The sequence below is a fragment of the Vibrio sp. KUL78 genome (assembly GCF_059725505.1).
This window is the reverse complement of sequence record NZ_AP045840.1, coordinates 42,164-68,683: the sequence shown is the minus strand read 5'-3', so window position 1 is coordinate 68,683 and position 26,520 is coordinate 42,164. Positions and strand designations below refer to the sequence as shown.

The window sequence follows — 26,520 nt, the reverse complement described above, 5'->3', positions numbered from 1 at the left end:
TATGGAACGACACCTATCTGGACAAGCCATTGACTTCACTGTTCCTCTGATTGATGTATCAGGGGAGCCAATCACTGTCACAAGTGTCGAGTGGGTGATGTTCGATGAGCAGTACGACACAGTGGTAACCGGCACGGTCACGCCTTCTGCTGATGATGAAGTGGTGACGGTGTCTGTCGAAGCGCAGCACTGCACCATTACCAACAACATGAAGTCTGAGGTTCGCGAGCTAAAGGTGAGCCTTGTTTCTGACGAGAAGACCATTGTCACAAGCACCTACTTTTTCTTGGAAGAAGAGGTCATGTGTGAACCTGGCACCAACTCGTTCGTGACCTTTCTTGAAGCACTGCGCTTAATGCCAGAGTTTCCAACGTTCGTTGCGCTTAACTCAGCCCCCGATGAGCAGAAGCGATCAGCACTGATTGCGGCTTATCGCAACATTGGCAGCTTAGAGCTATCAACCAATGCGCTGATTGATTCGACAGGTTTACCCATGCTGACAGAGCAGGGCGAGAGCTACTGGACAACGCTTCAGCTTACCAAAGAAGACTGGATCGTCATTCAAGAAGACATCAAACGAAACTTCCAATACGCACAGATGGCAGAAGCTGAGTTTTTGCTAGGTGGTGATGGTAATGAAGATCTGCGCTCAAAAGGGGTGATGTCGTACACGGTAGGCGAAGTGAAACAGTTCTTTCGCACCAGTAAGCCACTTGAACTGTCGGTATCGAAGCATGCGCTGAAATACATCGGTCGCTACGTTCAATACAATCGGAGGCTCACTCGTGTCTAAAGCCATTCAATCCGCTAAGTCGCTATTGGGCAGCTATGAGGTGTGTGTTAACGCGCTCAATGGTGCACTTCATCTGTATTTGGATGGAGCAAACGCAATGACGATTGGCGAGTTGAAACGCTTTAAGGGTCGAGCTACGCAAATCTCGCTTCAGAGCTACACAGAGCTGTCCAATCAGCTTCAGTCAGTCGCAACACAGATTGCTCGTGAGGCGCGCTTACGTGCGTACTCTGACGCGAAAATCAAAGCGCCAAACATCATTGTGACAACTGTCGATCTCGATGAGATTGATGAGTCGGTCAAACAAGAATTCATTAAAGCCGCCTTGGAAGGGACTCGCCTAGCGAAAGATCTGATGAGTCAGTACACCCTTCTCGTGACGGCATACCGGTCGAACCCGAATTCTGCTCGCATTCGTATTCGTGAGCGCAATCGTGGTCGCATTTTGAAAACCTACAGCTACGACCGTCAGGGTCGAGCATCGCGAACCAGTTGGGCACTTTATCTCAAGTTGGCTCAGTTCCTCTCTGAATTGTCGCATATGACGTATCTGCAAGCGGCTGCAGAGTTGGGATTCACCACGTTTGAGCTCTATCAGCCTGATCATCGCAGACACGGAATGACCTTTGAGCTTGAGTCGATTCCAACGAGTGAGCTTCACCCGCAAAGCGAAGCCATCATCAAAATTAAGCGAGGTGAGTGATGTTTATTCCGCTACGAAGAACGGGGTTGCTGTTTGAGGTTGAAAAGAAAGACGTCTATGGCGATCGCGTTTACAAGACACAAGGGTCGTCTTTTGGTTGGGCGCCTATTTACATGCGAGAGAATTTAGGCAGCAGTACGGTTCGTGCTGACAGCTCCGCAAGTAGAGGTCGTGCTGATGAGCGTCAAGCAGACACGCGCATCATCATGGACAAGTTCAGTCAGCCAAAGAAGGGCGACATGATCACGTTGGATGGGAATGAGCCGCTGATCATTAACAAGGTTCATGAGCGCATGGACATTGTCGGCCGCCTGCATCATTGGGAAGTTGAGTGTGGCACAGTCAAACAGCCAACAAGTTAGCATTGAGCGCCAAATTGGGCGCGTTCAATCCAAGATGATGAACCTTGCTCAGCGCTCGAATAAAGCCTGCGTCAAGGTCATGAGACTGTACGCAGAGAAGGTAAGACAGCGAGCGACTTGGTTTGCGCCAGAAGAGACAGGCGCACTTGGCAACATCAACAACTGGCAAGTGGAAGAGAAGAGCAACGGGATCAATGGACGCTTAACGTTCACGGTACGCATCAAGCGAGGCGCGAAGCGAACGAAAAAAGGCAAGGTGACATTGATCTCTAAGTACGCAGGTTACATGCACGATGGGAAGTACTCAATTCGTGGCAAGGACAAGCAGGGCAATGATGTTTATTCGCGAGCGAAAGCCAATCGAACTCCGCCGAAGGGTCAAAAGCGACTAAGCAAGTTTCCCAATAACTCAGGGCACTTTGTGGGCAGGCTCTATTTAACACGCGCCATGAATCACTATCGATTGCCGCTTGTTGAAGAGATGCGCAAAGCGGTGGCTAAGGAGCTGAAATGACGATTTTGACCGAGCTGGCTGACTACCTTGCAAGTGAAGGGTTGGGCACGACCGGCGAAGACATTTTTGTAAACCAAATGAGCGACGACGTGGAAGGCATTTTGCTGTTCGAGGACACAGAAGGCTTTATGCAGCACACGGAAGCTGACGACTACTATCGCGGCTCATTGAATATCACGGTTCGACGGGTTAGCTCGTCGGAAGGGGAAGACTTGAGCGATCAGGTCTTCAAGTTGATTAGGGGTCAGGGGAAAACCTTTGGCAAATACACATTACTAATTTCTAAGCCTGAAATGCTCCCACAGAGCTTTGGGCGCAATGAAGGCGGCTACGTTGAGTGGCTTCTTGCCTTTCAATTAACCTTTGTAGTTGGAGAATAAGATGAGCGATACAAAGAACATCAAGCTGGGTACTTGTAAAATCTCCTTCAATGGTCAAGACCTTGGTCTGACGTTAGGTGGTGTTGAGTTGACGGTAGAAACGAGCACTCACGAAACCAAAGTTGACCAGTTCGGTGACACCGTTGTGAACAACATCATCACAGGTCGAAACATCAAAGTGTCTGCGCCACTGGCAGAAACGACACTGGAAACGCTTGTTTCGATCATGCCAGGTGCGACTCTTGTGACGGACGGCACGGACTCAAACAAGAAACGTGTGGATGTGACCACAGGTATCGGCTTGAGCCTGCTCGATAACGCGCAAGAGTTGGTACTGCACCCAATCGCGTTGGCTGACGACGACAAATCAGAAGACATCGTGATCCCGAAAGCAGCGACCGAAGGTGCGATGAACTTTGCCTACAAACTCGACCAAGAGCGTGTGTTCAACGTTGAATTTAAAGGCTACCCAGACACCGCAACTGGCAAGCTGTATCACTTCGGTGACGAGACAGCAACAGAGTAATACCCTATCCTTAAGTAATTACTTACTTAACGGTGTATTAATTGTTATCATGCTCCTACTTAGTAGGAGCATTTTTTTAACAGGAACGAAGCTATGAACTTATTAAATCTTGATGAATTAGTGGGCATTACACGAACTATCGTGCTTAAGGGCACTACTTACAACATTCATGAGCAGACGATCGGTAACCTAGTGGAAAACGTCAAGATGGCGAACTCCATGAAATCAGACGATGAAACCGCAATGTTTGAGGCAATGGTGAGCGCAGCTAAGCAAATCCTTCCTGATGCTCCTGAAGAAGACATTCGAGGGTTAACGCTGATCCAGATTCAAGCGCTTATTCGCTTTGCGAACGCCTCTGATATTGAGCTTACGGAAGCAACCAAAGAAACAGAAGAGGCAGAGCAGGGAAAGGCGTAGAGGCAGAGCGAGTTATTAAGTCGGCAGACTTTCTATTTATCTTCTCTCGCTTTTGTCATTTCTACAGCGTTACCCCTGAACAAGCACTCGCCATGCCTGTTCGATTGTTCTTTGCGATGGAAAAGCAGATCTCTCGCATTCGAGCCGAACAGGACATGAGAAAACTGGCACTCAATGCTTCGTCAACGAACGGAGAACAAGCCACAAAACTGCATCAAACATTGGTCATGGAACAGGGTGAAATTTATCAGCTAGAACGCAAGACATTCGTCAAGGCGGAGTCTGGCGCGATTGATATGTTGAAATCGCTCATGTAACAGGAGTCCCAATGAGTAACAACGCAGGAAACATTGCTGTCGGTCTTGTCTTGAACGGGGCTGACGCATTCATTGGTCGAGTTAATCGATCGTCCCAATCACTCGATAAACTCGGCAAATCCACCAAAACCGCTGTTCGCTATCAAGATACGTGGCTTCACCAGATGCGTGATGCAGCGATCATTCTTGGCTTGGCGCGAAGTGCTGTCGAAAACCTCAACCTCATCTTTACAGGTCTGCCTCGCGCTATTCTTGCTCAGAACGCCCAACTGGAACGTTCGCAGGTGCTCATCGCAGGTATGGACACAGGCGCAGAAAGCTACGCTGATGCAATGGAGCGAGCACGAGATACGGTGACCGAGATCATCAATATGTCGTCTACCTCGCCTTTCTCTATTCAAGCGATCGCTGATGGTATGGCGAAGCTGAAAGCGGCCGGTATCGAAGACACTGAGCAGGCAATCAAGTCGATGGTTGATGCGTCGGCAAAAGCGGGTACCAACTCTGAAGGCTTCAAGCGTCTGTCTGTTGCGATTCAACAAATGGCAGGTAAAGGCGTAATCTCAATGGAAGAATTACGTCAGCAAGCGGGTGAAGCAATCCCAACCGTCATGAAACTCATGTCCAGTGCAACAGGTATGCACATGAGCGAAATGGTGAAGAAGATCTCGACTGGTTCGGTCGAAGCAAAATCGTCGCTACGTGAGCTATTCAATGAGATGGCGTTTACGTCGATGGGTGCTGCGGAAAACATGGCAGGCACACTGGATGGCTTAAAGAACCGCATTGCCAATGACTTCACTATCTTGTCGCAAAAGGTCGGTGAATCCGGCTTTAACGATACGATTAAGAACCTGGCGACCGAGTTAGACCAAATTCTTATCTCGCCTGAAGCAATGGCGTCAGCTGAGAAGTTTGGTGAAATTCTATCGAGCATCGCGAATCTAACGTTCCAAGCAGGCAGCAGCTTTGTGTCTCACATTAAAGAGATCACCGCAGCGCTGTTAGGTTTGGTCGCAGTCTCCACCGTGAACAAACTCAAAGCAGGGCTGACCACTGCCTTTGATCAGGCATCCATGTCAGCAGCTAAAGCGCAGGGTCGAATCGACCGGTTAATGGCACGTACCGATCGCGCTATTGCATCAAGTCGTCAGGCTATCGAGGCAAATACTCGAGTCGCTTACCAAGCGTCGATGAACTTCGCTAAACAAACCAATGCCTCGCTCGATGCACAGAAGACCTACTTTGGCACTTATCTGAATGAGCTTAACCGCTCTCACGAGCAGCACATTGCGAAGGCGACGGCTTTGCAAAACAAATACAACAGTACCAGCCGCAGCATCGTGAAAGCAGGTAAGAACATGTTCAATGCGATTGGCGGTTGGACTACAGTCGTTACGGTCGGTATCACCGCAGCTATCTACGCATTGGACGAATTCATCTTGAAACAGCGTCGAGCTGCCGCAGCTATCATGAAGAGCAGTGGTGCAGGGGCGACCGCTGAGCAGTTAACCAGTGCTGAGAAACGTCTCGGTGAGATTGAAGCGGAAATCGCTAAGAAGCAGCGCGAGCTAAACAATGGTTCGTATGAGAATGCGCGTGGTGAGTATCGAGCGATCTCTGAAACAGACAAAGCGGCTCTGGCAGATGAAATCGACAACCTCATCAAAACCAAGAACAAGCTGGATAAAGACATTCAGTCGGGCATCCAGTTCATGCGTTCAACCTCAATGGACTTAGGCTCAAGTCAGGCATCGTACATGCTGCGTGAGCAATTTGCTGAAATCAGTAAGACCTACACCTCTGAGATTGAAGCTATCAAGAAAGAGCTTGAAACCCAGAACCTCAGTAACGATGAGTACACCAAGCAGTTCAACGCTCGCCAACTTGAGCAGCGTCAGATTGCGGTGGCCGCACTTATCGATATCGAGAACAAAAAGGTTGCTGAGTGGAAAGCCGCTAACGATGAGATTAGAAACTCGGAAGGCGAGCTAACCAAGCAGCAAATCCAAGAGATTGCTCATCGTGAAGGCTTGATTAAAGGGTTGACTGAGTATCGTCTCGATATGCAAAAGAAGATCGAGAAGAATGAAATCAAATCGCTACAGATGAACTCGACACAGCAGACCTCAGAAGAAAGCTTACTCTCTAAGCTAAAGAAGTCTGAGGCGCTTCACGTGCATCGTCTAGAGCGAATTAAGCAAGAGATTGACTACGGTGAGCATCGTATTCGACTCGAAGAAGATCTAGCGTCTGGCAAGCTGAAGGTGAGCGATGCAGATAGGCAGGCACTGCGTGTGCAAGCCGATCGCACCGATGCTGCGATTCATGCTTACAAGGTTGAGCAAGATGGCATGAAAGAGCTTGAGCAGGCGAACAAGCGTCTTCAAAACCTCACTTTGTCGTTTGCGAAGAAGTTGGGTACCTCACAGGGTAAATCACTCAATGAGTTCATGGAGTGGAAAACCGCCAGTGAGCAAAACGCGGAAGCGATTAAGGAAATGCGCTCTCAGCTAGAGAAAGCAACCAGTGGCAATCTGTCGTCTGATCAGCAAGCCGCCTTGATGAAGTTGTCGAACATGGCGAAAGAGATTGACCTCAACAACATCATCATTCAGCAGCGTGAATACCAAGAAGACATCATGTTGGATTTGGGCACTGAGATGAGTCGCTACCTGTACGAAACCAACAAAACGAAGAATGGACTGAAGCAAGTGAAATCAGTCCTAGAGAAGAAGCTCAGCACTCAGAAAGAAGGCACTGAAGAGTGGCGTCGAACCAAAGAAGCGATCGATCAGATTGTCTTGAGTTTGGAGATGGCCGGCCGCGAAGCCGATGCCATTAATCCTAAGAACGATGCGTGGTTTAACCTCAGTCGTTCTATCACGGATATGTCCAACCAAGTCGATGATGAGTTGGCAGGCGCATTCGATGGCGTGTTTGATGCAATCTCAACGTCCATTGTCGATACAGGCGCAAGCTTCTCAGACATGATTAACGACATTGCCAGCGATCTCGCCAGCTTCATGATCAAGATGAGCATGATGCAAGGTATGCAGGCAGCATTCCCAAGTTTCTTTGCTGATGGCGGCATTATGAGTGCTCAAGGCTCAATGCCTTTGAAGATGTACTCAAATGGTGGCATTGCGGACTCCCCTCAAGTAGCGGTCTTTGGTGAAGGTCGAATGAATGAAGCGTATGTGCCTTTGCCTGACGGTCGAACCATCCCTGTCACGATGAAAGGCGGAGAAGGTGGCGCACCGGTCGTCAATGTCATCAACCAAACGGGCATGCAAGCAGAAGCGGAGCACAGCTATCGATTTGACGGTGAGAAGTACATTACCGATGTGGTTCTGAAAGCTGCCTCTCGCCCAGGTAAGTTCCGTGACGCACTAAACCGTAAGTAAGGAGATAACATGGCACTTTTTCCTCCCAATGGTGTGTATGAAGATTCGTCAAAGTACGACCAAGAGCATGAAGACAAGGGCATGCACTCAGAGACGGATGGGGGTTACACGTACTCCCGTCCTCGTCACTCGCGTCGAGCAAGGCGACGATTCAAAACAGGATTCACTGATATTAGTGAAGCTCAAAAGGCAGCGATTGAACGTTTTGTGGAAGATCACGGCACGTATCTGATCTTTTCTTACGTCATTCCAGACACACAAGAGAACATTAACGTTCGCTTTAAAACCCTTCCAAAGTACGATTATCAGGGCATGGGCGGCAATCACCGCTATAACGTCTCTGGCATTACGATCGAAGAAGTCTAACTAGCCTCGAAAGGGGCTTTTACTTGCAAACGCTATGGTGGTTTGTTGTACACTGTAGGTTATTAAGTAAGTGCTTAATGTGTTTATGAGGCGAATATGCAGAATGTAAGTATCTCGACCGTGATCGAGAAGAACAAGATCAGCTCTTCGAATGCAATGGTGTTTGCAATCGAAGCCAATCTCTACGACCCGTACAGTGGCAGCTTTGTAGAGAAAATCTACTTAACCAATAACTCGGCAGACGTCGTGGTTGATGGTGAGACTTACGTTCGCTTGCCTTTCTCATTAGATCTTGCTGACGAAGCCGGTGAGATTCAAAACATCCAATTGTCTGTGCAAGACCAAGTGGGCTTTTTAACGCCTTATCTTCGCTCCTATCGTGGCTTGGTTGGCACAGAGATCATCGTCAAGTTGGTCACGGTACCACCTGACGAATCTGAAGCATCACAGGTGGACTTCTCAGAGGTCTTTAATGTCATGTCGAGTTCGGCTGCGGATTACGTGGTGTCGCTTGAACTTGGCGCTGAGAACCCACTGACACGCGGCTTTCCTAATCGCACACAGCTAAGAGATCGCTGCTCCCACAAATTCAAATCAGCAGAGTGTGGCTACACAGGGGATAAGACAACCTGCGATCTCACTTTGCTTGGTGATAACGGCTGTCAGGCTCACGACAACGTTTCTCGTTATGGCGGCTTTCCATCCATCACAGTGAGGAACTTGTAATGAAGTACATCGATTTGATTGGCGTCAGGTTCGAATACAACGCGCGCGATCCTAAAGAAGCGCTCGATTGTTATGGGTTGATTGTTGAGCTTCATAAGCGCATGGAAATCGCGATCCCTGACTATCACACCCCCGATGAGAGCGCACACACCATAGCGAACATCATGCACTCAGAAAAGGTGCTGTGGCGCAAAGTCGAGCCAAAGAAAGGGGCAGTCATGCTCATGAGGCTTGGCGTCTATCACTGGCATGTCGCGATGTATCTTGGCGACAACCTATTCATTCACACATCAGAAGCAACAGGCGGGGTATGCATTGAGCGCCTGAATAATTGGTCGCAACGAATTGAAGGATTTTATGAGTATGTTGGAACAACAGAGCATTAATTTTGTTGTCATTAAAAACCCGATGTTGCCCGATGATCGGCTGCATCTAGAGCGAGAATGGCAAAGCGATCTGTCCTTGCAAGATTACATTGGTGATCTGCAAGGTAGCTACGCGATTTCTGTCAGTGGTCGAAACGTCCTGCAGGATGAGTTAGCCAATGAATACGTGAAAGCCGACGATGTGATTGTCATCTGTCCAATGATGCACGGTGGCGGTGGTGGCGGTGGCAAAGCCATCATGCGTTTGGTCGCGGTCGTTGCGCTGACTTATTTCACGTTTGGTGCGGGTGCGTTCACGCTTGGCGGCTTAACAGGTGGCTTTGCAGGGGCAGGCGCTTCGACAGCGATGGGCTTTGCCGCGACCGCAGCTGTCAGTATTGGCGGCAGCATGCTAATTAATGCGGTTCTGCCTCCAACGATCGATGACATCAGCTCTAACTATGGTGATGGCACAAGCAAAGACTACACCTACGGCATTGATGGCGCGAAAAACAGCTCTAACGATAACATTCCTGTGCCTTTGGTTTACGGTCGTCACCGCATTGCAGGCAACATTGTTGGCAACTACACGAGTCTGGACGGTCAGACCCAATACCTTCACATGCTGATTAACTTAGGTGAGGGTGTCTCACCTTCTATCGATCGCAGCACCATTGAAATCAACGAGCAGCCAATTGAAACGCTCTCTGATGAACCAGAGGTCTATTTCTACAATGGTAACGACGGACAGTCTATCCCTCGTGGCTTCAGCAGACAGATCACCCCGATTGCGATCAGCAACAATTCGGAGCTGGTAGACAAAGACACCTGGACCTACTTCACCACGTCAGACCAAGTCGAAGTCGATGCAGTGCAGGTCAATATTAATGCAGGTCTGGTCAGCATTGATGACAATGGCAACGAGAACGCTCGCAGTGCCAATATCGTTATGCAGATCAGAGAAGAAGGGACGTCTGAATGGATGCCGCTTTCGACTGCCATCAAAGAAAGTCACGCAGCACTCGGTTACATCTTTGACTTCTATGAAGACGAGAACGGCGACTACCGTCGATACGATTTCGATTCGAACATTACCAAAGTACCTGTGGGCACTCAGTACATCGATCCAACTTACCCAAACAAGTTTCAGGGTAAAACGTATAAAAACCACTATGTTGGCTCGGGTTCTGATTGGGATTTAAAAGGTGACGCGGTCACGACAAGCGGCGGCACTTCGGTTCTGAAAACCAATCGCTATGGTGGCGGTGGTGGCGACAACTTCGAAACGGAAAGCTACTACACGGGCGCAGAGCCAAATCGCACCTCTCAACCACCTGCGTATGAATATGGCGATCTGTATGTCGATGATAAGAAGGTCGGTACTTACCATGACTTTCATGCAGTGAACCCATTTGTCTCAAGCTACAACGGTTCGGGCATGGACGCAGGCGCGAAAGCCGGTCAGCAAACCACCCTAACAGGCAGCTCATCATCATCCAATACTCGATTCAGCTTTGAATCTGCGCCTTTAAAACAAGGTCGCTATGAGATCAGACTGCGACGAGTCACGAACGCCTCTACCAGTACGCGCATTCGTGAAACGATCATCTGGAATGAAGTTAACGAGATTCAAGAAGTCGGTATCGCGTACAACTACAGCACCATGATGTCGCTGAAAATCAAAGTGACCGATCAAATCAGCAGCATCCCGAATGTCACGGTGGAACACCCGGGCAAGGTGATTCGAGTTTGGGATGAGGGGAACAGTTGTTGGGCGCCAAGTTACAAGCCATTCTATCGCACCACCATCTTACTCTCAGAGCGTCAGTTTGATCACTACCCTGTGACGACACGAGAAAAGAGCATCTATGGTGAGCCACGTCTATCGACCGATGATGAGAAGCGAGAGACGCTAAAACTGGTGAGCGGTAACGTCATTCCTGATCAGCGCGGTCTTTTGCTGCCTGCGCATCTTCTGTTGCCCTCTGACAGCCTGATTTATACCAACAATGAATACTGTCACGACAATCCTGCTTGGATTGCATGGGACATGCTGACCGACACGAGATACGGTGCAGGCATTCATCCTGCTCGATTGGACTTCTACGCATTCAAGGCGTGGGCAGCATTCTGTGAAGAGAACAATCTGAGCTATCGCGGTGTGATGTCCACGAGAACGAACGTATGGGATTCACTGTCTCAAGTCTTCCGTGTAGGCCGTGCAACACCGCTTCGCGCAGGCACTCGATACTCTGTCTCTGTTGAGAAAGAGAAAACGCCTGTGATGCGTTTTGGTCAGGACAACATCGAAAAAGGCACCTTCTCGACGGCGTGGTTGCCAACGGAAGATCGCGCCAATGAGATTGAGCTGACTTACTTTGAAGAGAACGACGGCTACGCATCGAAAACCATTCGAGTGACGGACGAGAGCGCCCTAGAGCTTGGGGCTCGTATCAACTCCACCTCAACCACCATGCGAGGTGTGGTCACTCAAGAACGTGCCATTCGAGAAGCCATCTACTCACTGAACATGAATAAGTTGGTCCAAACGGTATCGTTCACCGCTCCGATTGAATCACTGGCATGTACCATCGGTGATGTGGTGACCGTGCAACATAACATGATGGAGTGGGGCGCAGCTGGCAAACTTCGCGCAGTAACAGACGAAGGCAGCAATACGTATCTGCTGACCCTCGATCAAGAGGTGTTGTTTGAGTCTGGCCAAGATTGGCGAATGATTTTGTCGCTCGATGTTGTCGATAGGGGCAGCTATGTGATCGACTCTGTCTATGGAGACTACATCACGCTGCGAGACTTCGCCCCTGAGACGTCCGAACGCATTTTGCGTGCTGTCGTCGCTGATTCAGATGTGGCTATCTTAGACACGTTTACAGCGTCAAACGATGAGAAGGGCATTATCGTCAGTGATGGCTCTGCATTTACAGTAGGTCAAACCGTTTCACTCAAAGACACCGATGTTGTTGAGAACATTGCGGTCACTACGCTTGTCTCGGACGAAAAGAGCGATCAAGTTCGTATTACCTTGCCTGAATCGGTACCAACACAATATCAGGGCTTTGTGATTGGCTATGAGAACAACATCAGCCGTGAATTCACCATTCGTTCGATTGGTCTAACAGGCGACAGTCTGACTCGTGAAATCACCTGCCTTGAGTATGACCCTAGAGCACTCAAAGACGATGACATGAGCTTCACCATTGAAGATGTGGTGATTGAGAAAGTCATTGGTGCAGTGTCCGATTTACGCATCACAGAGTCCGAACGCTACGAAGCCTCTGATCAGAATGTCAGTCTTGTGGTGGAGTGGTCTCATGATTCGATTCGCTATCGTCACGCGCAAGTATTGGTGAAGCAACACGGTGAAGGTATCAGGCTTGTTGGTGAATATGCGTCTGCAGCGACGGTTGTGGTTCGCAGAAACTCGCCGGTCGAGATTCACATTGTCCCAATCGATATTTTGGGTAAGCCAGGTCTATCCTCTCTCATCAGTCACGTACCGCTTGGCGTCAGTGATAACCCTTACTTCGTAACCAATGTTGCGATTGAATCATTGATGGGTGGGGTACGACTGACATGGGATGTGGAAATCAACACGCTGTCTGCAACCGAGATCTACTCTGTTGAGCTAGGCACGATGATTGATGGCAATCCTATCGAGCTTGATAGTCCAGAATCATGGTCGGGCGACAAAGTCCTTCAACACGCAAACAAGATCCACGCGACATTGCTCAATAGCTATGATCACATGACTGAAACCAGTGATGTCGTCGGTAAGTCGCATTTCTACTGGCTCAGAACGCTGGATAAGGCAGGTCACCCATCTGACATGAAATACGGCGGTCAGGGTGTGCCCAACACGGCGCGTTCGTACAACACGGTCACTGTGTATCAATGGGCAGAAACCGATCCAGAGACGCCAACGGGCGGTACGTATGAGTCACCATTGCCTGATGGGGGTTTGTGGACCCTAACACCGACCGTAGTCGTCGCAGAAGAAACCAAGAAATATAAGCTGTACTCGTCCACTCGCACCTTCTGTAACATGGCGATCTATCAAGATACCGAGTGGTCAAGACCGAGCTCTATCTCTGAAGACATCGATGTGTCGGTAACGTGGGTGATGTATGCCGATGACATGGAAGGTACGAACATCTCAGAGACGCGAACCGAGACCTCTCGATTCATTGGTTTTGCCTACAACCAAACGTCTGTGGTGCCAAGCACTGACCATACGCTGTATGAGTGGCGATTGGATTTGATTGATGAGCGAGACTATCAAGATGCAGTCTCGCCAAAAATCGATGAAGCGATTGATGGTCTGAGCGACCGCTTTGATTATCTGGACAGTCAGATTGATAAGAGCGCAGAGTCAGGTCTGTCGGCGATTTTGCAGGTCATCTATGAGCGTCAGAACATCCGTGACATCACCTACGGGGAAGATGGCACGATGGCGCAGATTGCGGAGAACAAGTCAGAGGTTGAGCAAGCCAATCTTGCACTTGCAACCGCAGAAGAATCGCTCATGGCGTCGATCAACTCACTGAACACCACACTAGGCGCACAAGTCTCAACGAACACCGCAGCGATCGCATCGGCGAATGAGTCGATTGCCTCGTCTGTTGAAACGCTACGCACGGAGTTTGCTGAAGCTGACAATGCAGTCAAAGCTCTGGTGAACACCAACGCACTGGCGATCTCTGATGCCAATGGCAGCATTTCACTGCTCGAAACCACCATGCGCTCGGAATATCAAAGCTCAGCGCAAAATCTGCAAGCACAGATCAATAGTCAGACTGTTGCGCTGTCGAACACAAACGACTCTATCACCTCGGTCACGAACAAGCTCAGTGCTTCCGCAGATGAAAGCTACGCGGCCATTCAAGAAGTGCTGCAAGCGGCTGCAAGCGTCGATGACAAATACAGTGCTCAGTGGGAAATCAAAACCTCCATCAATGGACTGCAAGGCGGTGTGGGCTTCTATAACGACGGCTCATCCACTCAGTTCGTGGTCGATGCTGACGTCTTTACGGTTCGCAGCGGTGACAGTGCAGAGTCGGTCTTTTCGGTTGTCGATGACAACACCTACATTCGCTCAGCCCTTATCAAGCAGTTGGAAGCCGTTGACATCAACGGTGGCCAAATTGGTATTGGCTCGGGCGATCACTCAGGTCACGCCTTTTTCGTGGACGAAAGCGGCAAGATGTGGGTGCAAGACATTGAAGCGAAAGGGGGCACATTCTCAGGCGATCTCGACGGTGCAGGCGGTACGTTCTCAGGGACGTTACAAGCAACACAAGTACTTGGCTCAAAGGTATTGAGAACGTCAGGCAAGCTGTCGGGTACGTTCTACAACGGCAGCTCAGGCACGATCAACACAGGTTATGCCACTGCTTCTTGGAATGACCAACGCACCTTTGTTGCGACAGCAGGCGCAAGCTCAGCAAGCTCAGAATCAGGAACAGGTATGTGGTGGGGTGTGAAAGTCACGCCTCGTCATATCACAGCATGGAATGGTGCGACCGGCACCAGTCAACAGCAATTGGTGTACTCGGTTTACATGTACGGAAACAACAACATGAGCACGCAAGATATCAATTGGCAACTATGGGAGCTTATCTAATGCAGACCCTTGAAATCACGGACATTTACGAGGACGCAATAGCTCGCGTAGATGAAGACGTTTTAAAGAAAGTGGCGATGACGAATCTAGACGACGATCTGGGCTTCGCCACTTTAGAAGATGGCACGAAGTTTTACTTTAGTTGGGAAATCGCTAGAGCAGAACTGGCTAGACGTGGCGTCTCTTACTCCTCCCTCGATGTGTAATCAAATCAGTAATCAACGAATTATTTGGAGAGAGAAATGACAACCCCAGTAACCACAAGTGAGCTATTCGAGCAAATGGCAAGTGTCATTGCGGATTGGCAACTGTTTATCGATCAGCAGCGCGATTGGCTCGGTGGCCCTAATAGCGACGACGACACCAACGCAGACAACAAAGGTCAGCGCCTTTTAACTGACAGTACAGGTGTGGGTCGTCTTGTCGATACCCCCGCAGAAACAGAGAACAAAGCAGCGAAAGCCGCAGTCGCTATCGAAGCGCTGATCTCACAAGATATTGATGACGTCCTAAACGCCTCCAATCTCACAGCACAGCACCTTACGCAGATCCAAGACATTGAGTCGCAGCTAAACACGCTCGCCACTCAAATGACTGATGCCAGTACCGAAGCGACCGACGCGAAAGACATCGCAGTCGCAAAAGGAGATGCCGCAACGCAGGCAGCTGAACTGGTCACTCAATTGAAAGACCAAGTCACTGAGCTTCATGGGCAAGTTCTCACTGCGAAAAATGAAGCAGAGCAAGCCGAGTTAAAAGCGCGAGCCATTGCGAACCGCCCAAGCACGATCGACGCCATGAAATCCCTCGATACGTCTGACTTGCAGTCTGGCGATATCATTCATCCAAAGGGCTACTACGCAGAAGGTGATGGCGGTGAAGCGTTCTATCAATTAGAGAGCTTGGCAGACTCGCAGCGCGAGCTAAACGCGGTGGGTTTTGTCACTGCAGGTTGGGGCGCAGTGCAAGCCGATGTTTACTCGTTCGTAGAAGGACTGTCGGTGGGTGGCTACATCGAGCTAGGTCACTACGACTTCAAAGCAGGTGACTCCGTTGAGTTCAAACTGTCAGGTGTGCTCAGACAAGAGTATTGGGTGTCCTTTTTGTCAAACGTCACGACAGGCGATGACTTAATGCGCTCGTTTTACACAGAGTGGCGTAACAGCGTTAATGTTCAGGTGTTTGTCGATGATGTTGAGCAGGTCAGCACGGGCGGCTCAATCCCAACAGACGGACTTGAGCATGATATCAAGGTGGTGTTCCTAGCTGACTCATCAGGTGATTTTCAAATTGGTAAATCCAGCGACAATATCCGCGGTGGAATTCGTGAGCTGAAAATTACCACTGGCGGTGCACTCGAGTATTACCCGCTCAATGATGGTTGGGCTGAAAACCCTAAGCTAAAAGGCAACGTGATCACCGATGACGCAACCGAAGTGATTCTGGGTACAGAGTATGTGGCGCGATTGGTCAGAACGAGTCTAATGAACGTGAGGCAGCTTGGCATTCCTTGTGATGGCACTGACGCTACGGACATGATGCAAAACGCGATTGCAACGCAAACCAACTTCTATGCTGCCACCGACGATGTGATTCGTCTTCGTAGACCGTCTTATCTGCGCGATAACATGTACATCGACCTCAAGGGGTGTCACATCATTTGGGACAACGATGGATCGCATGTAAACGTCAACCAGAGTCGAAGTAATGGCATCTTCAACATTCATGGTGAAACCATTGAAACGCTAGAGAACGTCACCTCGTCCATTGAAGCAGGCAGCGATACCATCACTTGTGATCTCTCTGCTCTCAACCTTTCGCCAGGTGATTACGTGGTGATGGACACTGACAACTCGTGGGCAACGAACGATGGCAGACCGCACTATCAATGTTTAGCCAAAGTGCAAAGCGTGAATGGCACGACCTCGGTCACCTTCGATGAGATTTTTGTCTGGGGATTTGAAGGCACTATCGATTTTACTAAGGTCACGCCGGTTTTCAACGTCACATTGAAAAACATGCGTATCACGGACGAGAGTAGTGTGGATCGCGACAACTCCATCACAGGCATTGCCGTGATGCGAGCGACCAATGCGCTTTTGACTGACATTCACATGGAAGGGCAGTACAACCCTGTTATCGTTTGTTACTCAACGAGAGGACTGACGATGAATCGCGGCAGTGGTAAGGACGCGAAAGCAACTGATGGCGGTGAGGGTTACTTCATGCAGGTTGGCTCTAGTCGTCATGTTCATATTAATGGCGCCCATCTAGAGCGTGGTCGTCACGTTGTCGACTTCACGGCTTCGGCTCGCTGCTCAGTTCGAAACTCACACGGCTTTGATAACGCCGAGACGGAATTTAGTTTTCACGGCTCTTGGGAGCACGACATTGTCATTCAGGGCTGTACGGGTAGCGTGGGTGTTGCAATTTCAGGTGTGGGCTTTGGTGAAACCGCGCATCAGATCACGATTGATAACGTGCGAGGTGAAGCGTTCTTTAACTATGGTCGTGCCTACGGCATTCATGTCAAAGACTCAACCTTCAACTACATCTCGACCAATACTCGCGGCACCATCCTAACGAACGTAGTGACCGAGAAATACGCGCGCTTTGGCAGTAGTGAGAGTCCGATCGATGGTAGAAAGATGGTGTGTAAAGTCTATGGCGGTGAAATTCGCTCAGAGACCTACAGCGGGGCTAACTTCATTCCTGAAACCGCGAACGTCGAGTTCTACGGAACGGACGTCATCTTCAAAGCTGACAGCTCCAATACCAATGTGAACTGTCACAACCTGACTATGTTCGGTGGTCATCTGACGTATGGATGGCGACAGCCTATTTCTGCAGGCACATGGCGATTCAATGGCACCAAGATGGCTGATGAAACCTGCTTTGTGTTCGATAGCTATGTTCGACATGGTTTTGCGCTGATCATGGACGGTGTCATTCACGGACAAATCGACGGTAACTTTGGTCTGGTGCGAAATCGAATCAGTAGCGCAGGGATTCGTGACGAGGTGGGTGATACCAAGCTGGATGGTGTGGCAACGCTGATGCTGCTCAACATGGTGCTCAATGCCGATTCATCGACAGACAAAACCATCGACCTCGACCAACCTGGCTATTGCCTGAATATTCGAGTGGATGGTGTGGTGAACAAGCGAGGCAACTTTATCTGTGATACGCGTTGGCTCACTGCAACCGCAGGTTATATCGACATCAACCTTATCGATCTTGAAAACCGAGATCAGAACACAAGCTTCCCTGACTATGGCAGTCATAAGCACAAGAATCAGGATGTGGACTTAGATACTGAGCTGGGTGTTGATCCGCACAAACAATTCAGTCAGAAGCCAAACGACACTCAGATCATGGTGTACTTGCTGAATAAGTCCACGGGTGGCTCAGGTTTGCTTGCGCTCAACTATCCGATCGATGAAACCGGCAGGGGATTACTCACCGTGACTCGCTCAGCAGGTGGGGCCGTTGTGAAGCAAGAGCTGATTTACTCGCAAGATGGTTCAACGTATGGAGCAGGCACAGCTTGGGTTCGAGTCGCAAGCTACGGAACGTGGTCAGATTGGCGACAAGTCACGGCTTAATGCAATAACCTTATAACCTCACTCTCTATTTTTGGTGTGCAATGTGTTACTGTTAAGTTATCGCTTAAGATTTAACCAAACACACATGTTCATCTTTTAGAGGGTAAGGCTATGACAATGGAAAGAAAGGTGATGGTGAGTGTGATTACCGCACTCATCATCTTTTTGGGAGGTTTCGTTCTCGACGTCAACAAGGGCATGGCTCTGTTAAGTCAAGATATTGAAAACCATAAAAAATCACAAGACCTACAGATGACGGTTGTTAAGCAACTGGTCACCGAAAACAAGGTTGAACGTCAGAAGATGGAAGAAACCATGTCCAATCTGGACAAGACAATGAGCATCCTCGTGGACAGGCTTAAGCGGGGAGAGCTTCAAGTCCACCCGAAGCGATAACCGACCATCCCGACCCTATTTACTATCCGTCATCACTTTTTGCTGTTTCTACTAATATAAGATATATTGCTTTAAGTAAGTACTTATGATTAATATTTTAAATAATAGAAACAGAGCCTATAGTGATGATTTTGAAGGAATTCAAGGGTGCGGAATTAACTGACCTTCAGTGTGATGAGGTTGCATTAGAGCGTGTAAGTGACTCCTTGCTGAAAAAGGAGCGCAAGCTGAATGAGACAGCTTGGTTTGATTATCGCTTGATGCACCCCACTCAACGTTCGTACCTGTTTGCACACTACTATGAAGAAGCATATCGCTACATGCTTCGCCTGCATGTGGACTATCAACAAGCTGAGGGTGACAGCCCTCGCTCATTCCTTCCAAAGACCGATCCATTAGGCAAATCACTTGCTGCTATAAAGAAAGAGAAGAAGACAGGCGTTGCTCAAGCCTTTCGAAACTGCACGTCCGTTTGGAAAGCAAGACAGAAGGCCGATGAGTATGGCATTCCTTACAATGTGTTTTGCATGTCGGGGATGAAAACCGCTGTAGGGCGTATATGGCAGAGAACGCCAAATCCATCACAGCTCTACTCAGAAAATATCGTCAACGGGATCATCGACCGTTGGGCAGAGCTGGCATCACAAAAGATGTACGTCGCCTCAAACCCTTTCTATCAAATCCAAAATTGGCAAGACCACCCCTCTCAAATTGAACACGCTGAATGGGTCATCGAACAGCTTAAGGTTCGTGTAAATCCTGAATTCGCACTGTCGGAGCACGGATTCAATAACCCTGTCATTCCCGTTCAGATGATCCGAAGTCATTTCAGTGAAAGCGTCATTCTACGAGCCCGCAATCTAAGCCGCAGGTCTGCGTCGTGACCCCTTCACAGATCAGTAAAGTAAACGTTAGAAGCAATCAATACATGGAGTTAACAATGAGCTATCAAGAGAACCGAAACAAATCACGCGACACACTGAGAAAGCCAGCGCGCACCAACAAACCTCGTCGTCAGCTGGACGCTCATGAATTCATGTTGCTCAACGCCAAGCGCAATGAAACGGAAATGCGCTTTGACCTAAGCGACGGCACAGTTTACGGACAAGTCGTCAACTTCGACAAGTTCTCCATCATCGTCAAGGACAAACGAACGTCTCGCGACATCGCTATTTTCAAAAGCGCGATCGAGTCATTCACCACCTCAGAACACGCCGCTGCGTAACTAGAGGTTAAGTGATGACCGAAGCTGCACTGGAAGAAAAAGAAGAGGTCAAATTTACTGACTTCGACCCTGAATTTCAGGAGAAAATCGTTGCCATGCAAGTGCGCGACGGGATCTTTGCACGACGAACAGAAGGACTGTTAAAAGCGGAGTACTTTGATAACCGAGCAGACGCAACACTGGTCAACTTGGCTATCAAGTTCCACGAGAAATACAAACGCGCCCCGTTAGAGCCTGCCATCTTTGTCACGCTCTTTAAGAAAGCGGTCGCCGCCGGTCGCATCCGTGATGACATTGTCGAAGAGTGTAAAGAGAAGCTGAAGGCGATCTTCACTGCGGATATTTCAGCGCGTGATTACGCTATCGACCAAGTGGGTGAGTTTGCTCGTCACCAAGCCATTCAGCAAGCGATGTTGGATGCGTTTGATGCGATAGAGCGACACAACATGGACAAGGCTGAAGAGATCATGTCCAAAGCGTTCTTGGTGGGTCCACACGCTGACTCTGCACCTTATGACTATTGGGAAGAGATCAAGAGTCGTACCGATCACCGTGTTGATGTGAAGTCGGGCAAAATCAAGCCCAACGGACTATCAACAGGTATCCCAGAGCTCGACAAGGTGCTTTATCACAAAGGGTGGGGTCTCAAAGAGCTGACCGTTCTACTCGCAGGCGCGAAGCGAGGCAAAACGTTCCACCTGTGGGACTTTGGCAAGCTGCTATCGCTGCAAGGTAAGAATGTATTAGGGGTCACGCTTGAAGTATCAAAGGACGTCATCTCTGAGCGTCTTGATGCCAGTGTTTCTGATGTTGAGATTGATGCAATCAGCTCTCACATTCTCGCCATTCAAGAGCGTGTCGCTGAAACCGTCACGAAGAAAAAGCCAGGTAAGTTCCTGCTGCATGAATTCCCATCTGGCTCGTTCCGACCAGTGGACTTGGAAAACCTCATTGAGAACTACAAGGCGCAAGGCATTAAGTTTGATGCTGTCGTGATCGACTATCTCGACATCATGGCCCCGAACCGTTGGGTGGCAAATGAGATCGAGAACTCACGGACGATTTGGGTTGATTGTCGTGCGATTGCTCAGCGTGAAGAGCTGGCGATGTTGTCTGCGACACAGACCAACCGTGATGGTCACAAGTCCGTGACCGCGAAAGCCGAACACGCTGCGGAAGACTTCAACAAAATTCGAACCGCTGACTTGGTGATCTCGATTAACGCCACCGAAGAGGAAATGGCGAAAGGGGAAGCGCGTTTGTTCTTCGCTGCCTCTCGAAACCAAAAAGGTGAGTTTACGATGCGAATCACTCGCGATCTTAGTAAGGGTCATGCGATTAAGTCGGTCGTTGGATACGAATAGGAGTGTAGCTATGGACGTCTCGCAAATTCTTAATGATAGGGAACTGACGTTTCTCAAACCGAAAACTGTTGAGCACGAGGTGAAAAGCACGTACTCAGCGGTCAAGCAGGCTAGAAAGACTCAGGAGCGAGACTTCATAGGCGGTTTAGACATGGATGACTCGGTCAGACGTTACTACCTGCAGGGCTACGGCTCGGAGCAAAGTGAGCGCAATCCGTATCAAGGCACTGCAATCATGGCGTTTCATGCATGGGAAGCCGGTCACTACGACAAATGGGGGCAATGATGAGAACGTTATTGGGCGCGGCAAGAGCAGGCAAGTCAACGTACGCGCAGCTTGTAATGAGTCTTGGGCAAATTCGAGGCACAAGCGTCGACTTTGTGGTGTGCGATGAGGTGGACTTGCTTGAGCCAATGAAGACTTTGGTCGCTAAGCGAAAAGAGATGACCACCTATCGACGCCCTTACATGCCCATTCGAACTCGCATCGCCTACGTGGTCGAGCAAGCATTGAGAGAGAAGTATGGCAAGCACTGATACGGACATTGCGGAGCTACTGGATTATATCGATCCAGAAACCTTCATGGATTACGAAGGCGTTGCGTATAAACGAACCTTTGGCTCAAGTGGCTCTCAGTTGAATCTAAAGCACTGTCCTCGTTGTGGCGGTAGCAGTTGGAAAGTGTATCTCAACTCAGAAACAGGGCTTGGGAACTGCTTTCATGGGGCGTGTGTTGGCGAACCTGGCTACAACCTGTTTAGCTTCGCTCGTCACCTGTGGAACACGGACAACAAAGAAACGATCGATAAGCTTCGCGACTACGCCAAAGAGCAAGGTTGGATAGCCAAACGCAAGATCGCAACGGCTGTCGATTTTGAGCCAGTGGATGAGGTGGAGTTGCCCGAAAGCGTCGAGCTTCCCTACAAAGACACGATACCCAAGTATCTGTCCAATCGTGGCATCACCAAAGAGATCGCTGCGTTCTTTCACCTTCGATACTGCCACAAAGGGCAATACGTTTACTTCGATCATGAAGGGAAACGACATTGGCAGAATTACGACAAGCGAATCATCATCCCAATCTTTAATCATGAGGGCGACATCGTCACTTTTCAGGGTCGTGACATTTTGGGTGTCTCGGACAGAAAGTACCTGTTCCCGAATGGACTCCCGGGTACCGCTCGCTTTCTCTACAACGCCTACAACTGCATGGGGCTTGAAGAAGTGGTGATGTGTGAAGGGGCGTTTGATGTGATCGCAGCAAAGATGGCAATGGACGAAGACGTTGCGCTTCGTAACGTGGGGCACATTGGGTCGTTTGGTAAGAATCTCAGCTCAGGCAGCGCAACAGGAGACGACCAATTGGGTGTACTCGCAAAGATGCGCGATCGAGGGTTAAAACGCGTGGTGATGATGTGGGACGGAGAGAGCGCAGCGCTTAAGTCTGCGGTGAAGGCGGCTCGTCTTATCATTTCAATCGGATTGGAAGTCAGAGTCGCAGTCTTGCCCAAAGACAAGGACCCAAACGAAGTGCCACCAAGTGAGGTGATTCGCGCTTACCATCGCTCACTACCGCCGACCAGTTCAAAGCTATTTCAAAGCATCATCAGCCGATCCCGCAGGGCATAACTGATAGCCCGAACAGATGATTGCATACTAATTAAACGAATCAAACAGAGTCATACGATGAGAAATTATATTGCCGTGCAACGACTGAAGACATCATTAGGCGAAGACGTCTATGTTGTCTCTTTGGCGTGTGTTAACACCTATGTTTCTACTGCTGTGTTAGTGGCCTATGAAAACATGCGCTCGGGGCGTCTCGAACCTCTATTAAGCGAATGCTCTTCGCTTTCTAAGTTTGCCATTAATCACTCAAAGACGGATGGCAAAGGCTTCAACGCCAACACCGCAGAGCGCAATCTTGAAAAGGCGTTAGAAACCATAATGCCAATGGAGTTTTGTCGCGCTGAAATGCTTCCAATCGAACCCACTTTTTCACGCAGTGCAGGTGCAGCTGAGTACTCGATGACGACGACCAAACTTCAATATATTGATGGTCTCATGAGAGACCCATTAATAACGATATGCGATGCCCTAAGCGCGTCAGATCTTATTACTGATGCTGGAATTAATGCGCTCTGTGGCAGATTGCAAATCACCCCGCGCACCATGTCAGATCTCATCATCAAGCCTCTGTTTGAAATGTCAGACAACACAAGAGACACCGAAGTTGCTCCTCGCATCGATATTGAATCGAGTGTGCCAAGTGATGCGATCGACAGGATGGCGGAAGCGTTCAAGCGAGCGTCCGATTCGGCCGCAAAATCAGTATTGGAGACAGGCAAAATGTCTGATGCGAAGTTTAAAGGTTGGAGCACCGACCCTTATGGAGAAACGGGGATGACGCATACGGGTGTCCAACCTGAGCAATCAAAAACAGAGTTAGAAGAGCTGGATGAGGAGTTAGATGACCTCATCAATGAAACCAAATTAATGAACGAAGGCAAATGGGGATTGTTTTAATGAAGATTTTCTTAACAGGCAGCATATTGCGCGACAAGGACGATGACAGTCGTCGCAACTACGTGAACGTATTGGTCAGCATCAAAGAAGGGACGCAGCAGATCTATTACCACATTCGAAATTACCAAGCGAATGCGCGCTCCAATGCCCACCGCTTGCTTTTCGACAGTTTCGAAGACCGCGCTGACGCAGAGCGTGAATATCAGTCCACGCAAACCAAAAAGCTAGGTCGAAACCGCGTCGAGCATGAAAAGCTGCTCATGGATTTTGAGGATGAAGAGGAGTTTGAGCGCGTCCTACTTTCCGACAAGCTACGTCTGACGGTCGCAAACGCTCGCAAGATCCGTAACCGCGTGGTGCTCAACTGCGAAGAGATGAAAGCCCGAGAGCCCGATCCCTCAGAAACCTTTGAAGAGTCAGTGGAGCGTCGCATTGCAGAGATTGACGATGTGGTGGAAGAAGAGCGTCGATTAGGCGTTGGTAAGGGCACAGCCGCACTGCATGGCAGCTCGTGGGGTATGTTCTAAGCCACTGGCTTGTCTGTTTTGCCCTCAGTACGTCTTTTAATATAAGTAAGTGCTTAGCAACAAGAGAGTTAACTATATGGAAATCGTTACAATTGACACGTTGCCTGCGGAAGCAAGCATGAGCGGAAAGAATACGTGCTACCTGCAATGCCCTGCACTGAATCGTCGCTCGAACTACGGAGTGTGCCTGTTCACTATCAACGCCTACAACAATGGCAAGCTCAATGACTCGTCTGACTGCTACTCGCATGTGGGGCGTGGCTATTGCGAAGCGCTTAAGTTTCAAAAGCAAGAGCAGGAAGCCGGTCGCGCTCTGTTCTTTAAGCCTCGCGTCGATACTGGCGAGCGTATCGATGTCACCGTGTTAGATCAAAAGCCTGCTGTGGTGACTGAGCCAAGTAAGCCTGAGTCAGAAAGCTACATGCGCGGCTGGAACCAAGTCGATGAGCGTGAGAAAGGCAAAAAGACTTCCAAGCCGTCTGCGAAGAAATCCGCTGTCTTCAATACCGAAAAATCTGAGTTGGCGGATGCGGTCACCGAGTTAGCCACTGAAGAAGCAAAAGTAAAGCCTAAACCTAAGCGTGCTGACACCTCAAAAATCACCAGTGGCATGTCCATCTTAGAGCGTGCTCGTGCGATGGCAGGAGGTTCTTAATGTATTTGCAAATCACCACTGCATGCAACATGTCATGCCCTCATTGCTGCTTCGCTTGCTCTGAAGACAAGCGAGGCGAGTACATGCACCCAAAAACGTTTCGAAGAGCCGTTGAACTATGTGAAGAGATGGAAACGACCATTGAGATTGGGGGAGGTGAGCCAACGATTCACCCCAAGTTTTGGGAGTTCTTTGGCGCAGCAATGGCGTCTGATGTGGACTCTGTGTGGATGGCGACCAATGGCAAGAAGACCGAGATAGCAAAGGCACTGGCAGCAATCAGCGTCGAAGATGGCAAGTTTACCTGCGAACTGTCTAGAGACAACTATCACGACATCATTCATTCCGATGTAGTCAGTGCATTTGGTAGTCGAATTCGAACTGTACAAGCGCACCATATCGCGAACGTAGGCTCTGCAAAAGAGAACAAGATCGGCAAGCGAGACGCATGCGCTTGTGAGACGCAATTCATCTTACCTACGGGTGACATCAAAGCATGCGGCTGTCTCGATGCGCCAGTCATCGGTCATGTTGATGACGACGATGCAATAGAGATTATCGAGCGAATCAAACAGCTTGAAAGTCATTCTGGCTATTCGTGTCACATGAAGTGGCAAGACGATGACGCCGAACTGAGCTTTCTCAAAGGCGAGCTGGATGAGGACGAACTCATCGAGCGCATCACTGAAGAGGAGGCGGCCTAATGCCCTCAAACCTTTCAGAGTCAAAAGTCAAAAACGTTAGGCAAAGAGAGCTTCGCTACGTGCGCGACACCAATACCTATCTCTGTACGAACTGTATGGAGAAAGGTGACTTCGTCATCACAGGTAACGGTGATGTGCAATGCAGCTATTGCGGTCACACCAAAGGCAACATCAAAGAGGGCTTTAAGCATGCGTGAAGATATCGCGATCGCTGCATGGGCGAAAGAGATGGGCTTTGAGGTAGACAAGCGCTGCAATCGCTTTCGAAACCGCCTGTCTCCTTACGAGATAGGTGAGTCAATTCCCCACCATTCATTACTTTTTACGCTGCGCGATGTCTCTGCGTGGCAAGTTCGAGGCGGCTGGAAATACGCGCGCCTCATTGACGGGCTGTTTCTGCAACACAGTGAGGTCTTTTCCTCTGTAGAAACGTGCCTACATGACGTCTTAGCAGTGCAAGGAGAGCTAAATGAAGAACCCGCATAAATTCATCAAAGCCGTTGTTATGGGTTTCAACAAAGAAGGGCGTATCAATCAAGTTCGCCAGTTGAGCATCAACGTGAACAACGCCAGTTGCCCTATCGAGCGACAACAAGTGAAACGCGCCACCCAGGTTCTTTTGGGTGATGAGGAGATTGAAGAAGTGCTGATCTCGGTCGGTAAGCGCATGACCGGTGAGTTTGATTGTCCTGAGAAAGCCGACGCGTGGGCAACGCGAGAGCTGTTTGGTGATTGATATGCACGATCTACGAATGATTGTCCTTATTGGGTCCGATGCGATGGGGGTGGATGAGTGTCACTCATTGCCCTTCTCGAAAGATGTGGACTTGACCATTTTGAAAACCGTCATTGTCGAGCAGAAAGATGCAGGCATGACGTCCTTCGCCCTCATTCGAGGGGCAACGTTAGAGTGCGATCGCTTTGTCTCGGCTGAAGAGGCTATTGGCTTTGTCGATCGCGAATTAATCAAAGAACTACCATCAGCGACATAGGAGAT

The 26,520-nt window shown here is 49.3% G+C and carries 30 protein-coding genes; all 30 read left to right on the top strand.

Annotated elements, in window-relative coordinates; all coding sequences use genetic code 11:
• Position 1 precedes the first annotated feature (1 nt).
• On the top strand, positions 2-793 hold the full coding sequence (locus AC6I8Y_RS27415; protein ID WP_498023392.1) for a hypothetical protein: 792 nt from the start codon (positions 2-4) through the stop codon (positions 791-793).
• Positions 786-1,496 (top strand): hypothetical protein, encoded by a 711-nt coding sequence (locus AC6I8Y_RS27410; protein WP_498023391.1) that lies wholly within the window; start codon positions 786-788, stop codon positions 1,494-1,496. The genes AC6I8Y_RS27415 and AC6I8Y_RS27410 overlap by 8 nt, the downstream gene beginning before the upstream one ends.
• Positions 1,496-1,858, top strand: coding sequence for a hypothetical protein (locus AC6I8Y_RS27405; RefSeq protein ID WP_498023390.1), 363 nt, complete (start codon positions 1,496-1,498; stop codon positions 1,856-1,858). Before AC6I8Y_RS27410 ends, AC6I8Y_RS27405 begins: the two co-directional genes overlap by 1 nt.
• A complete protein-coding gene (locus tag AC6I8Y_RS27400) occupies positions 1,830-2,372 on the top strand; it encodes a hypothetical protein (protein WP_498023389.1) in 543 nt (180 codons plus the stop codon). The genes AC6I8Y_RS27405 and AC6I8Y_RS27400 overlap by 29 nt, the downstream gene beginning before the upstream one ends.
• On the top strand, positions 2,369-2,752 hold the full coding sequence (locus AC6I8Y_RS27395; RefSeq protein WP_498023388.1) for a minor capsid protein: 384 nt from the start codon (positions 2,369-2,371) through the stop codon (positions 2,750-2,752). Before AC6I8Y_RS27400 ends, AC6I8Y_RS27395 begins: the two co-directional genes overlap by 4 nt.
• Before the next feature lies 1 nt (position 2,753).
• A complete protein-coding gene (locus AC6I8Y_RS27390; RefSeq protein ID WP_498023387.1) occupies positions 2,754-3,278 on the top strand; it encodes a hypothetical protein in 525 nt (174 codons plus the stop codon).
• 93 nt (positions 3,279-3,371) lie between these two features.
• Positions 3,372-3,698, top strand: coding sequence for a hypothetical protein (locus tag AC6I8Y_RS27385; protein ID WP_498023386.1), 327 nt, complete (start codon positions 3,372-3,374; stop codon positions 3,696-3,698).
• A 92-nt stretch (positions 3,699-3,790) separates the two neighbouring features.
• The gene (locus AC6I8Y_RS27380; RefSeq protein WP_498023385.1) at positions 3,791-4,015 is read left to right on the top strand and encodes a hypothetical protein; all 225 of its coding nucleotides are present in this window, start codon (positions 3,791-3,793) and stop codon (positions 4,013-4,015) included.
• A gap of 11 nt (positions 4,016-4,026) precedes the next feature.
• Positions 4,027-7,422, top strand: coding sequence for a tape measure protein (locus AC6I8Y_RS27375; protein ID WP_498023384.1), 3,396 nt, complete (start codon positions 4,027-4,029; stop codon positions 7,420-7,422).
• Positions 7,423-7,431: 9 nt separating this feature from the next.
• Positions 7,432-7,788, top strand: coding sequence for a hypothetical protein (locus AC6I8Y_RS27370; protein ID WP_498023383.1), 357 nt, complete (start codon positions 7,432-7,434; stop codon positions 7,786-7,788).
• Between the two features lie 96 nt (positions 7,789-7,884).
• A complete protein-coding gene (locus tag AC6I8Y_RS27365) occupies positions 7,885-8,514 on the top strand; it encodes a phage minor tail protein L (protein WP_498023382.1) in 630 nt (209 codons plus the stop codon).
• Positions 8,514-8,900, top strand: a complete 387-nt coding sequence (locus AC6I8Y_RS27360) for an NlpC/P60 family protein (RefSeq protein WP_498023381.1) — start codon at positions 8,514-8,516, stop codon at positions 8,898-8,900. The genes AC6I8Y_RS27365 and AC6I8Y_RS27360 overlap by 1 nt, the downstream gene beginning before the upstream one ends.
• Entirely contained in the window at positions 8,878-14,520 is a 5,643-nt protein-coding gene (gene gpJ / locus AC6I8Y_RS27355; RefSeq protein ID WP_498023380.1) for a TipJ family phage tail tip protein, read from the top strand. The genes AC6I8Y_RS27360 and gpJ overlap by 23 nt, the downstream gene beginning before the upstream one ends.
• Positions 14,520-14,726 (top strand): hypothetical protein, encoded by a 207-nt coding sequence (locus tag AC6I8Y_RS27350; protein WP_498023379.1) that lies wholly within the window; start codon positions 14,520-14,522, stop codon positions 14,724-14,726. The genes gpJ and AC6I8Y_RS27350 overlap by 1 nt, the downstream gene beginning before the upstream one ends.
• Positions 14,727-14,762: 36 nt before the next feature.
• Positions 14,763-18,125, top strand: a complete 3,363-nt coding sequence (locus tag AC6I8Y_RS27345) for a hypothetical protein (protein WP_498023590.1) — start codon at positions 14,763-14,765, stop codon at positions 18,123-18,125.
• 111 nt (positions 18,126-18,236) lie between these two features.
• A complete protein-coding gene (locus AC6I8Y_RS27340; protein ID WP_498023588.1) occupies positions 18,237-18,521 on the top strand; it encodes a hypothetical protein in 285 nt (94 codons plus the stop codon).
• A gap of 122 nt (positions 18,522-18,643) precedes the next feature.
• On the top strand, positions 18,644-19,405 hold the full coding sequence (locus tag AC6I8Y_RS27335) for a hypothetical protein (RefSeq protein WP_498023586.1): 762 nt from the start codon (positions 18,644-18,646) through the stop codon (positions 19,403-19,405).
• 56 nt (positions 19,406-19,461) lie between these two features.
• Positions 19,462-19,746, top strand: a complete 285-nt coding sequence (locus AC6I8Y_RS27330; protein WP_498023584.1) for a hypothetical protein — start codon at positions 19,462-19,464, stop codon at positions 19,744-19,746.
• Positions 19,747-19,760: 14 nt separating this feature from the next.
• Positions 19,761-21,110 carry a DnaB-like helicase C-terminal domain-containing protein gene (locus AC6I8Y_RS27325; protein ID WP_498023582.1) on the top strand — a complete coding sequence of 450 codons (1,350 nt, stop codon included), beginning with the start codon at positions 19,761-19,763 and terminating at the stop codon, positions 21,108-21,110.
• A gap of 10 nt (positions 21,111-21,120) precedes the next feature.
• Positions 21,121-21,396 carry a hypothetical protein gene (locus tag AC6I8Y_RS27320; protein ID WP_498023580.1) on the top strand — a complete coding sequence of 92 codons (276 nt, stop codon included), beginning with the start codon at positions 21,121-21,123 and terminating at the stop codon, positions 21,394-21,396.
• On the top strand, positions 21,393-21,647 hold the full coding sequence (locus AC6I8Y_RS27315) for a hypothetical protein (RefSeq protein WP_498023578.1): 255 nt from the start codon (positions 21,393-21,395) through the stop codon (positions 21,645-21,647). The genes AC6I8Y_RS27320 and AC6I8Y_RS27315 overlap by 4 nt, the downstream gene beginning before the upstream one ends.
• Positions 21,634-22,740: a toprim domain-containing protein gene (locus tag AC6I8Y_RS27310; RefSeq protein ID WP_498023576.1), complete on the top strand. Its 1,107-nt coding sequence runs from the start codon at positions 21,634-21,636 to the stop codon at positions 22,738-22,740. The genes AC6I8Y_RS27315 and AC6I8Y_RS27310 overlap by 14 nt, the downstream gene beginning before the upstream one ends.
• 57 nt (positions 22,741-22,797) lie before the next feature.
• Positions 22,798-23,637 carry a hypothetical protein gene (locus AC6I8Y_RS27305; RefSeq protein WP_498023574.1) on the top strand — a complete coding sequence of 280 codons (840 nt, stop codon included), beginning with the start codon at positions 22,798-22,800 and terminating at the stop codon, positions 23,635-23,637.
• Positions 23,637-24,164, top strand: coding sequence for a hypothetical protein (locus tag AC6I8Y_RS27300; protein WP_498023572.1), 528 nt, complete (start codon positions 23,637-23,639; stop codon positions 24,162-24,164). Before AC6I8Y_RS27305 ends, AC6I8Y_RS27300 begins: the two co-directional genes overlap by 1 nt.
• Before the next feature lie 76 nt (positions 24,165-24,240).
• On the top strand, positions 24,241-24,819 hold the full coding sequence (locus AC6I8Y_RS27295; RefSeq protein ID WP_498023570.1) for a hypothetical protein: 579 nt from the start codon (positions 24,241-24,243) through the stop codon (positions 24,817-24,819).
• The gene (locus AC6I8Y_RS27290) at positions 24,819-25,523 is read left to right on the top strand and encodes a radical SAM protein (RefSeq protein ID WP_498023568.1); all 705 of its coding nucleotides are present in this window, start codon (positions 24,819-24,821) and stop codon (positions 25,521-25,523) included. Before AC6I8Y_RS27295 ends, AC6I8Y_RS27290 begins: the two co-directional genes overlap by 1 nt.
• Positions 25,523-25,720 carry a hypothetical protein gene (locus tag AC6I8Y_RS27285; RefSeq protein WP_498023566.1) on the top strand — a complete coding sequence of 66 codons (198 nt, stop codon included), beginning with the start codon at positions 25,523-25,525 and terminating at the stop codon, positions 25,718-25,720. Before AC6I8Y_RS27290 ends, AC6I8Y_RS27285 begins: the two co-directional genes overlap by 1 nt.
• Positions 25,713-26,009: a hypothetical protein gene (locus AC6I8Y_RS27280; protein ID WP_498023564.1), complete on the top strand. Its 297-nt coding sequence runs from the start codon at positions 25,713-25,715 to the stop codon at positions 26,007-26,009. Before AC6I8Y_RS27285 ends, AC6I8Y_RS27280 begins: the two co-directional genes overlap by 8 nt.
• Complete coding sequence (locus tag AC6I8Y_RS27275) at positions 25,993-26,259, top strand: hypothetical protein (RefSeq protein ID WP_498023562.1); 267 nt, start codon at positions 25,993-25,995, stop codon at positions 26,257-26,259. Before AC6I8Y_RS27280 ends, AC6I8Y_RS27275 begins: the two co-directional genes overlap by 17 nt.
• A gap of 1 nt (position 26,260) precedes the next feature.
• On the top strand, positions 26,261-26,515 hold the full coding sequence (locus tag AC6I8Y_RS27270; RefSeq protein ID WP_498023560.1) for a hypothetical protein: 255 nt from the start codon (positions 26,261-26,263) through the stop codon (positions 26,513-26,515).
• The last annotated feature ends 5 nt before the right edge of the window (positions 26,516-26,520 follow it).

Coding starts and splice junctions, on each gene's coding strand:
- AC6I8Y_RS27415 (WP_498023392.1), top strand. CDS start 2: ATGGAACGACACCTATCTGGACAAGCCATTGACTTCACTGTTCCTCTG.
- AC6I8Y_RS27405 (WP_498023390.1), top strand. CDS start 1,496: ATGTTTATTCCGCTACGAAGAACGGGGTTGCTGTTTGAGGTTGAAAAG.
- AC6I8Y_RS27395 (WP_498023388.1), top strand. CDS start 2,369: ATGACGATTTTGACCGAGCTGGCTGACTACCTTGCAAGTGAAGGGTTG.
- AC6I8Y_RS27390 (WP_498023387.1), top strand. CDS start 2,754: ATGAGCGATACAAAGAACATCAAGCTGGGTACTTGTAAAATCTCCTTC.
- AC6I8Y_RS27385 (WP_498023386.1), top strand. CDS start 3,372: ATGAACTTATTAAATCTTGATGAATTAGTGGGCATTACACGAACTATC.
- AC6I8Y_RS27380 (WP_498023385.1), top strand. CDS start 3,791: ATGCCTGTTCGATTGTTCTTTGCGATGGAAAAGCAGATCTCTCGCATT.
- AC6I8Y_RS27375 (WP_498023384.1), top strand. CDS start 4,027: ATGAGTAACAACGCAGGAAACATTGCTGTCGGTCTTGTCTTGAACGGG.
- AC6I8Y_RS27370 (WP_498023383.1), top strand. CDS start 7,432: ATGGCACTTTTTCCTCCCAATGGTGTGTATGAAGATTCGTCAAAGTAC.
- AC6I8Y_RS27365 (WP_498023382.1), top strand. CDS start 7,885: ATGCAGAATGTAAGTATCTCGACCGTGATCGAGAAGAACAAGATCAGC.
- AC6I8Y_RS27360 (WP_498023381.1), top strand. CDS start 8,514: ATGAAGTACATCGATTTGATTGGCGTCAGGTTCGAATACAACGCGCGC.
- gpJ (WP_498023380.1), top strand. CDS start 8,878: ATGTTGGAACAACAGAGCATTAATTTTGTTGTCATTAAAAACCCGATG.
- AC6I8Y_RS27350 (WP_498023379.1), top strand. CDS start 14,520: ATGCAGACCCTTGAAATCACGGACATTTACGAGGACGCAATAGCTCGC.
- AC6I8Y_RS27345 (WP_498023590.1), top strand. CDS start 14,763: ATGACAACCCCAGTAACCACAAGTGAGCTATTCGAGCAAATGGCAAGT.
- AC6I8Y_RS27340 (WP_498023588.1), top strand. CDS start 18,237: ATGACAATGGAAAGAAAGGTGATGGTGAGTGTGATTACCGCACTCATC.
- AC6I8Y_RS27330 (WP_498023584.1), top strand. CDS start 19,462: ATGAGCTATCAAGAGAACCGAAACAAATCACGCGACACACTGAGAAAG.
- AC6I8Y_RS27325 (WP_498023582.1), top strand. CDS start 19,761: ATGACCGAAGCTGCACTGGAAGAAAAAGAAGAGGTCAAATTTACTGAC.
- AC6I8Y_RS27320 (WP_498023580.1), top strand. CDS start 21,121: ATGGACGTCTCGCAAATTCTTAATGATAGGGAACTGACGTTTCTCAAA.
- AC6I8Y_RS27315 (WP_498023578.1), top strand. CDS start 21,393: ATGATGAGAACGTTATTGGGCGCGGCAAGAGCAGGCAAGTCAACGTAC.
- AC6I8Y_RS27310 (WP_498023576.1), top strand. CDS start 21,634: ATGGCAAGCACTGATACGGACATTGCGGAGCTACTGGATTATATCGAT.
- AC6I8Y_RS27305 (WP_498023574.1), top strand. CDS start 22,798: ATGAGAAATTATATTGCCGTGCAACGACTGAAGACATCATTAGGCGAA.
- AC6I8Y_RS27300 (WP_498023572.1), top strand. CDS start 23,637: ATGAAGATTTTCTTAACAGGCAGCATATTGCGCGACAAGGACGATGAC.
- AC6I8Y_RS27295 (WP_498023570.1), top strand. CDS start 24,241: ATGGAAATCGTTACAATTGACACGTTGCCTGCGGAAGCAAGCATGAGC.
- AC6I8Y_RS27290 (WP_498023568.1), top strand. CDS start 24,819: ATGTATTTGCAAATCACCACTGCATGCAACATGTCATGCCCTCATTGC.
- AC6I8Y_RS27285 (WP_498023566.1), top strand. CDS start 25,523: ATGCCCTCAAACCTTTCAGAGTCAAAAGTCAAAAACGTTAGGCAAAGA.
- AC6I8Y_RS27280 (WP_498023564.1), top strand. CDS start 25,713: ATGCGTGAAGATATCGCGATCGCTGCATGGGCGAAAGAGATGGGCTTT.
- AC6I8Y_RS27275 (WP_498023562.1), top strand. CDS start 25,993: ATGAAGAACCCGCATAAATTCATCAAAGCCGTTGTTATGGGTTTCAAC.
- AC6I8Y_RS27270 (WP_498023560.1), top strand. CDS start 26,261: ATGCACGATCTACGAATGATTGTCCTTATTGGGTCCGATGCGATGGGG.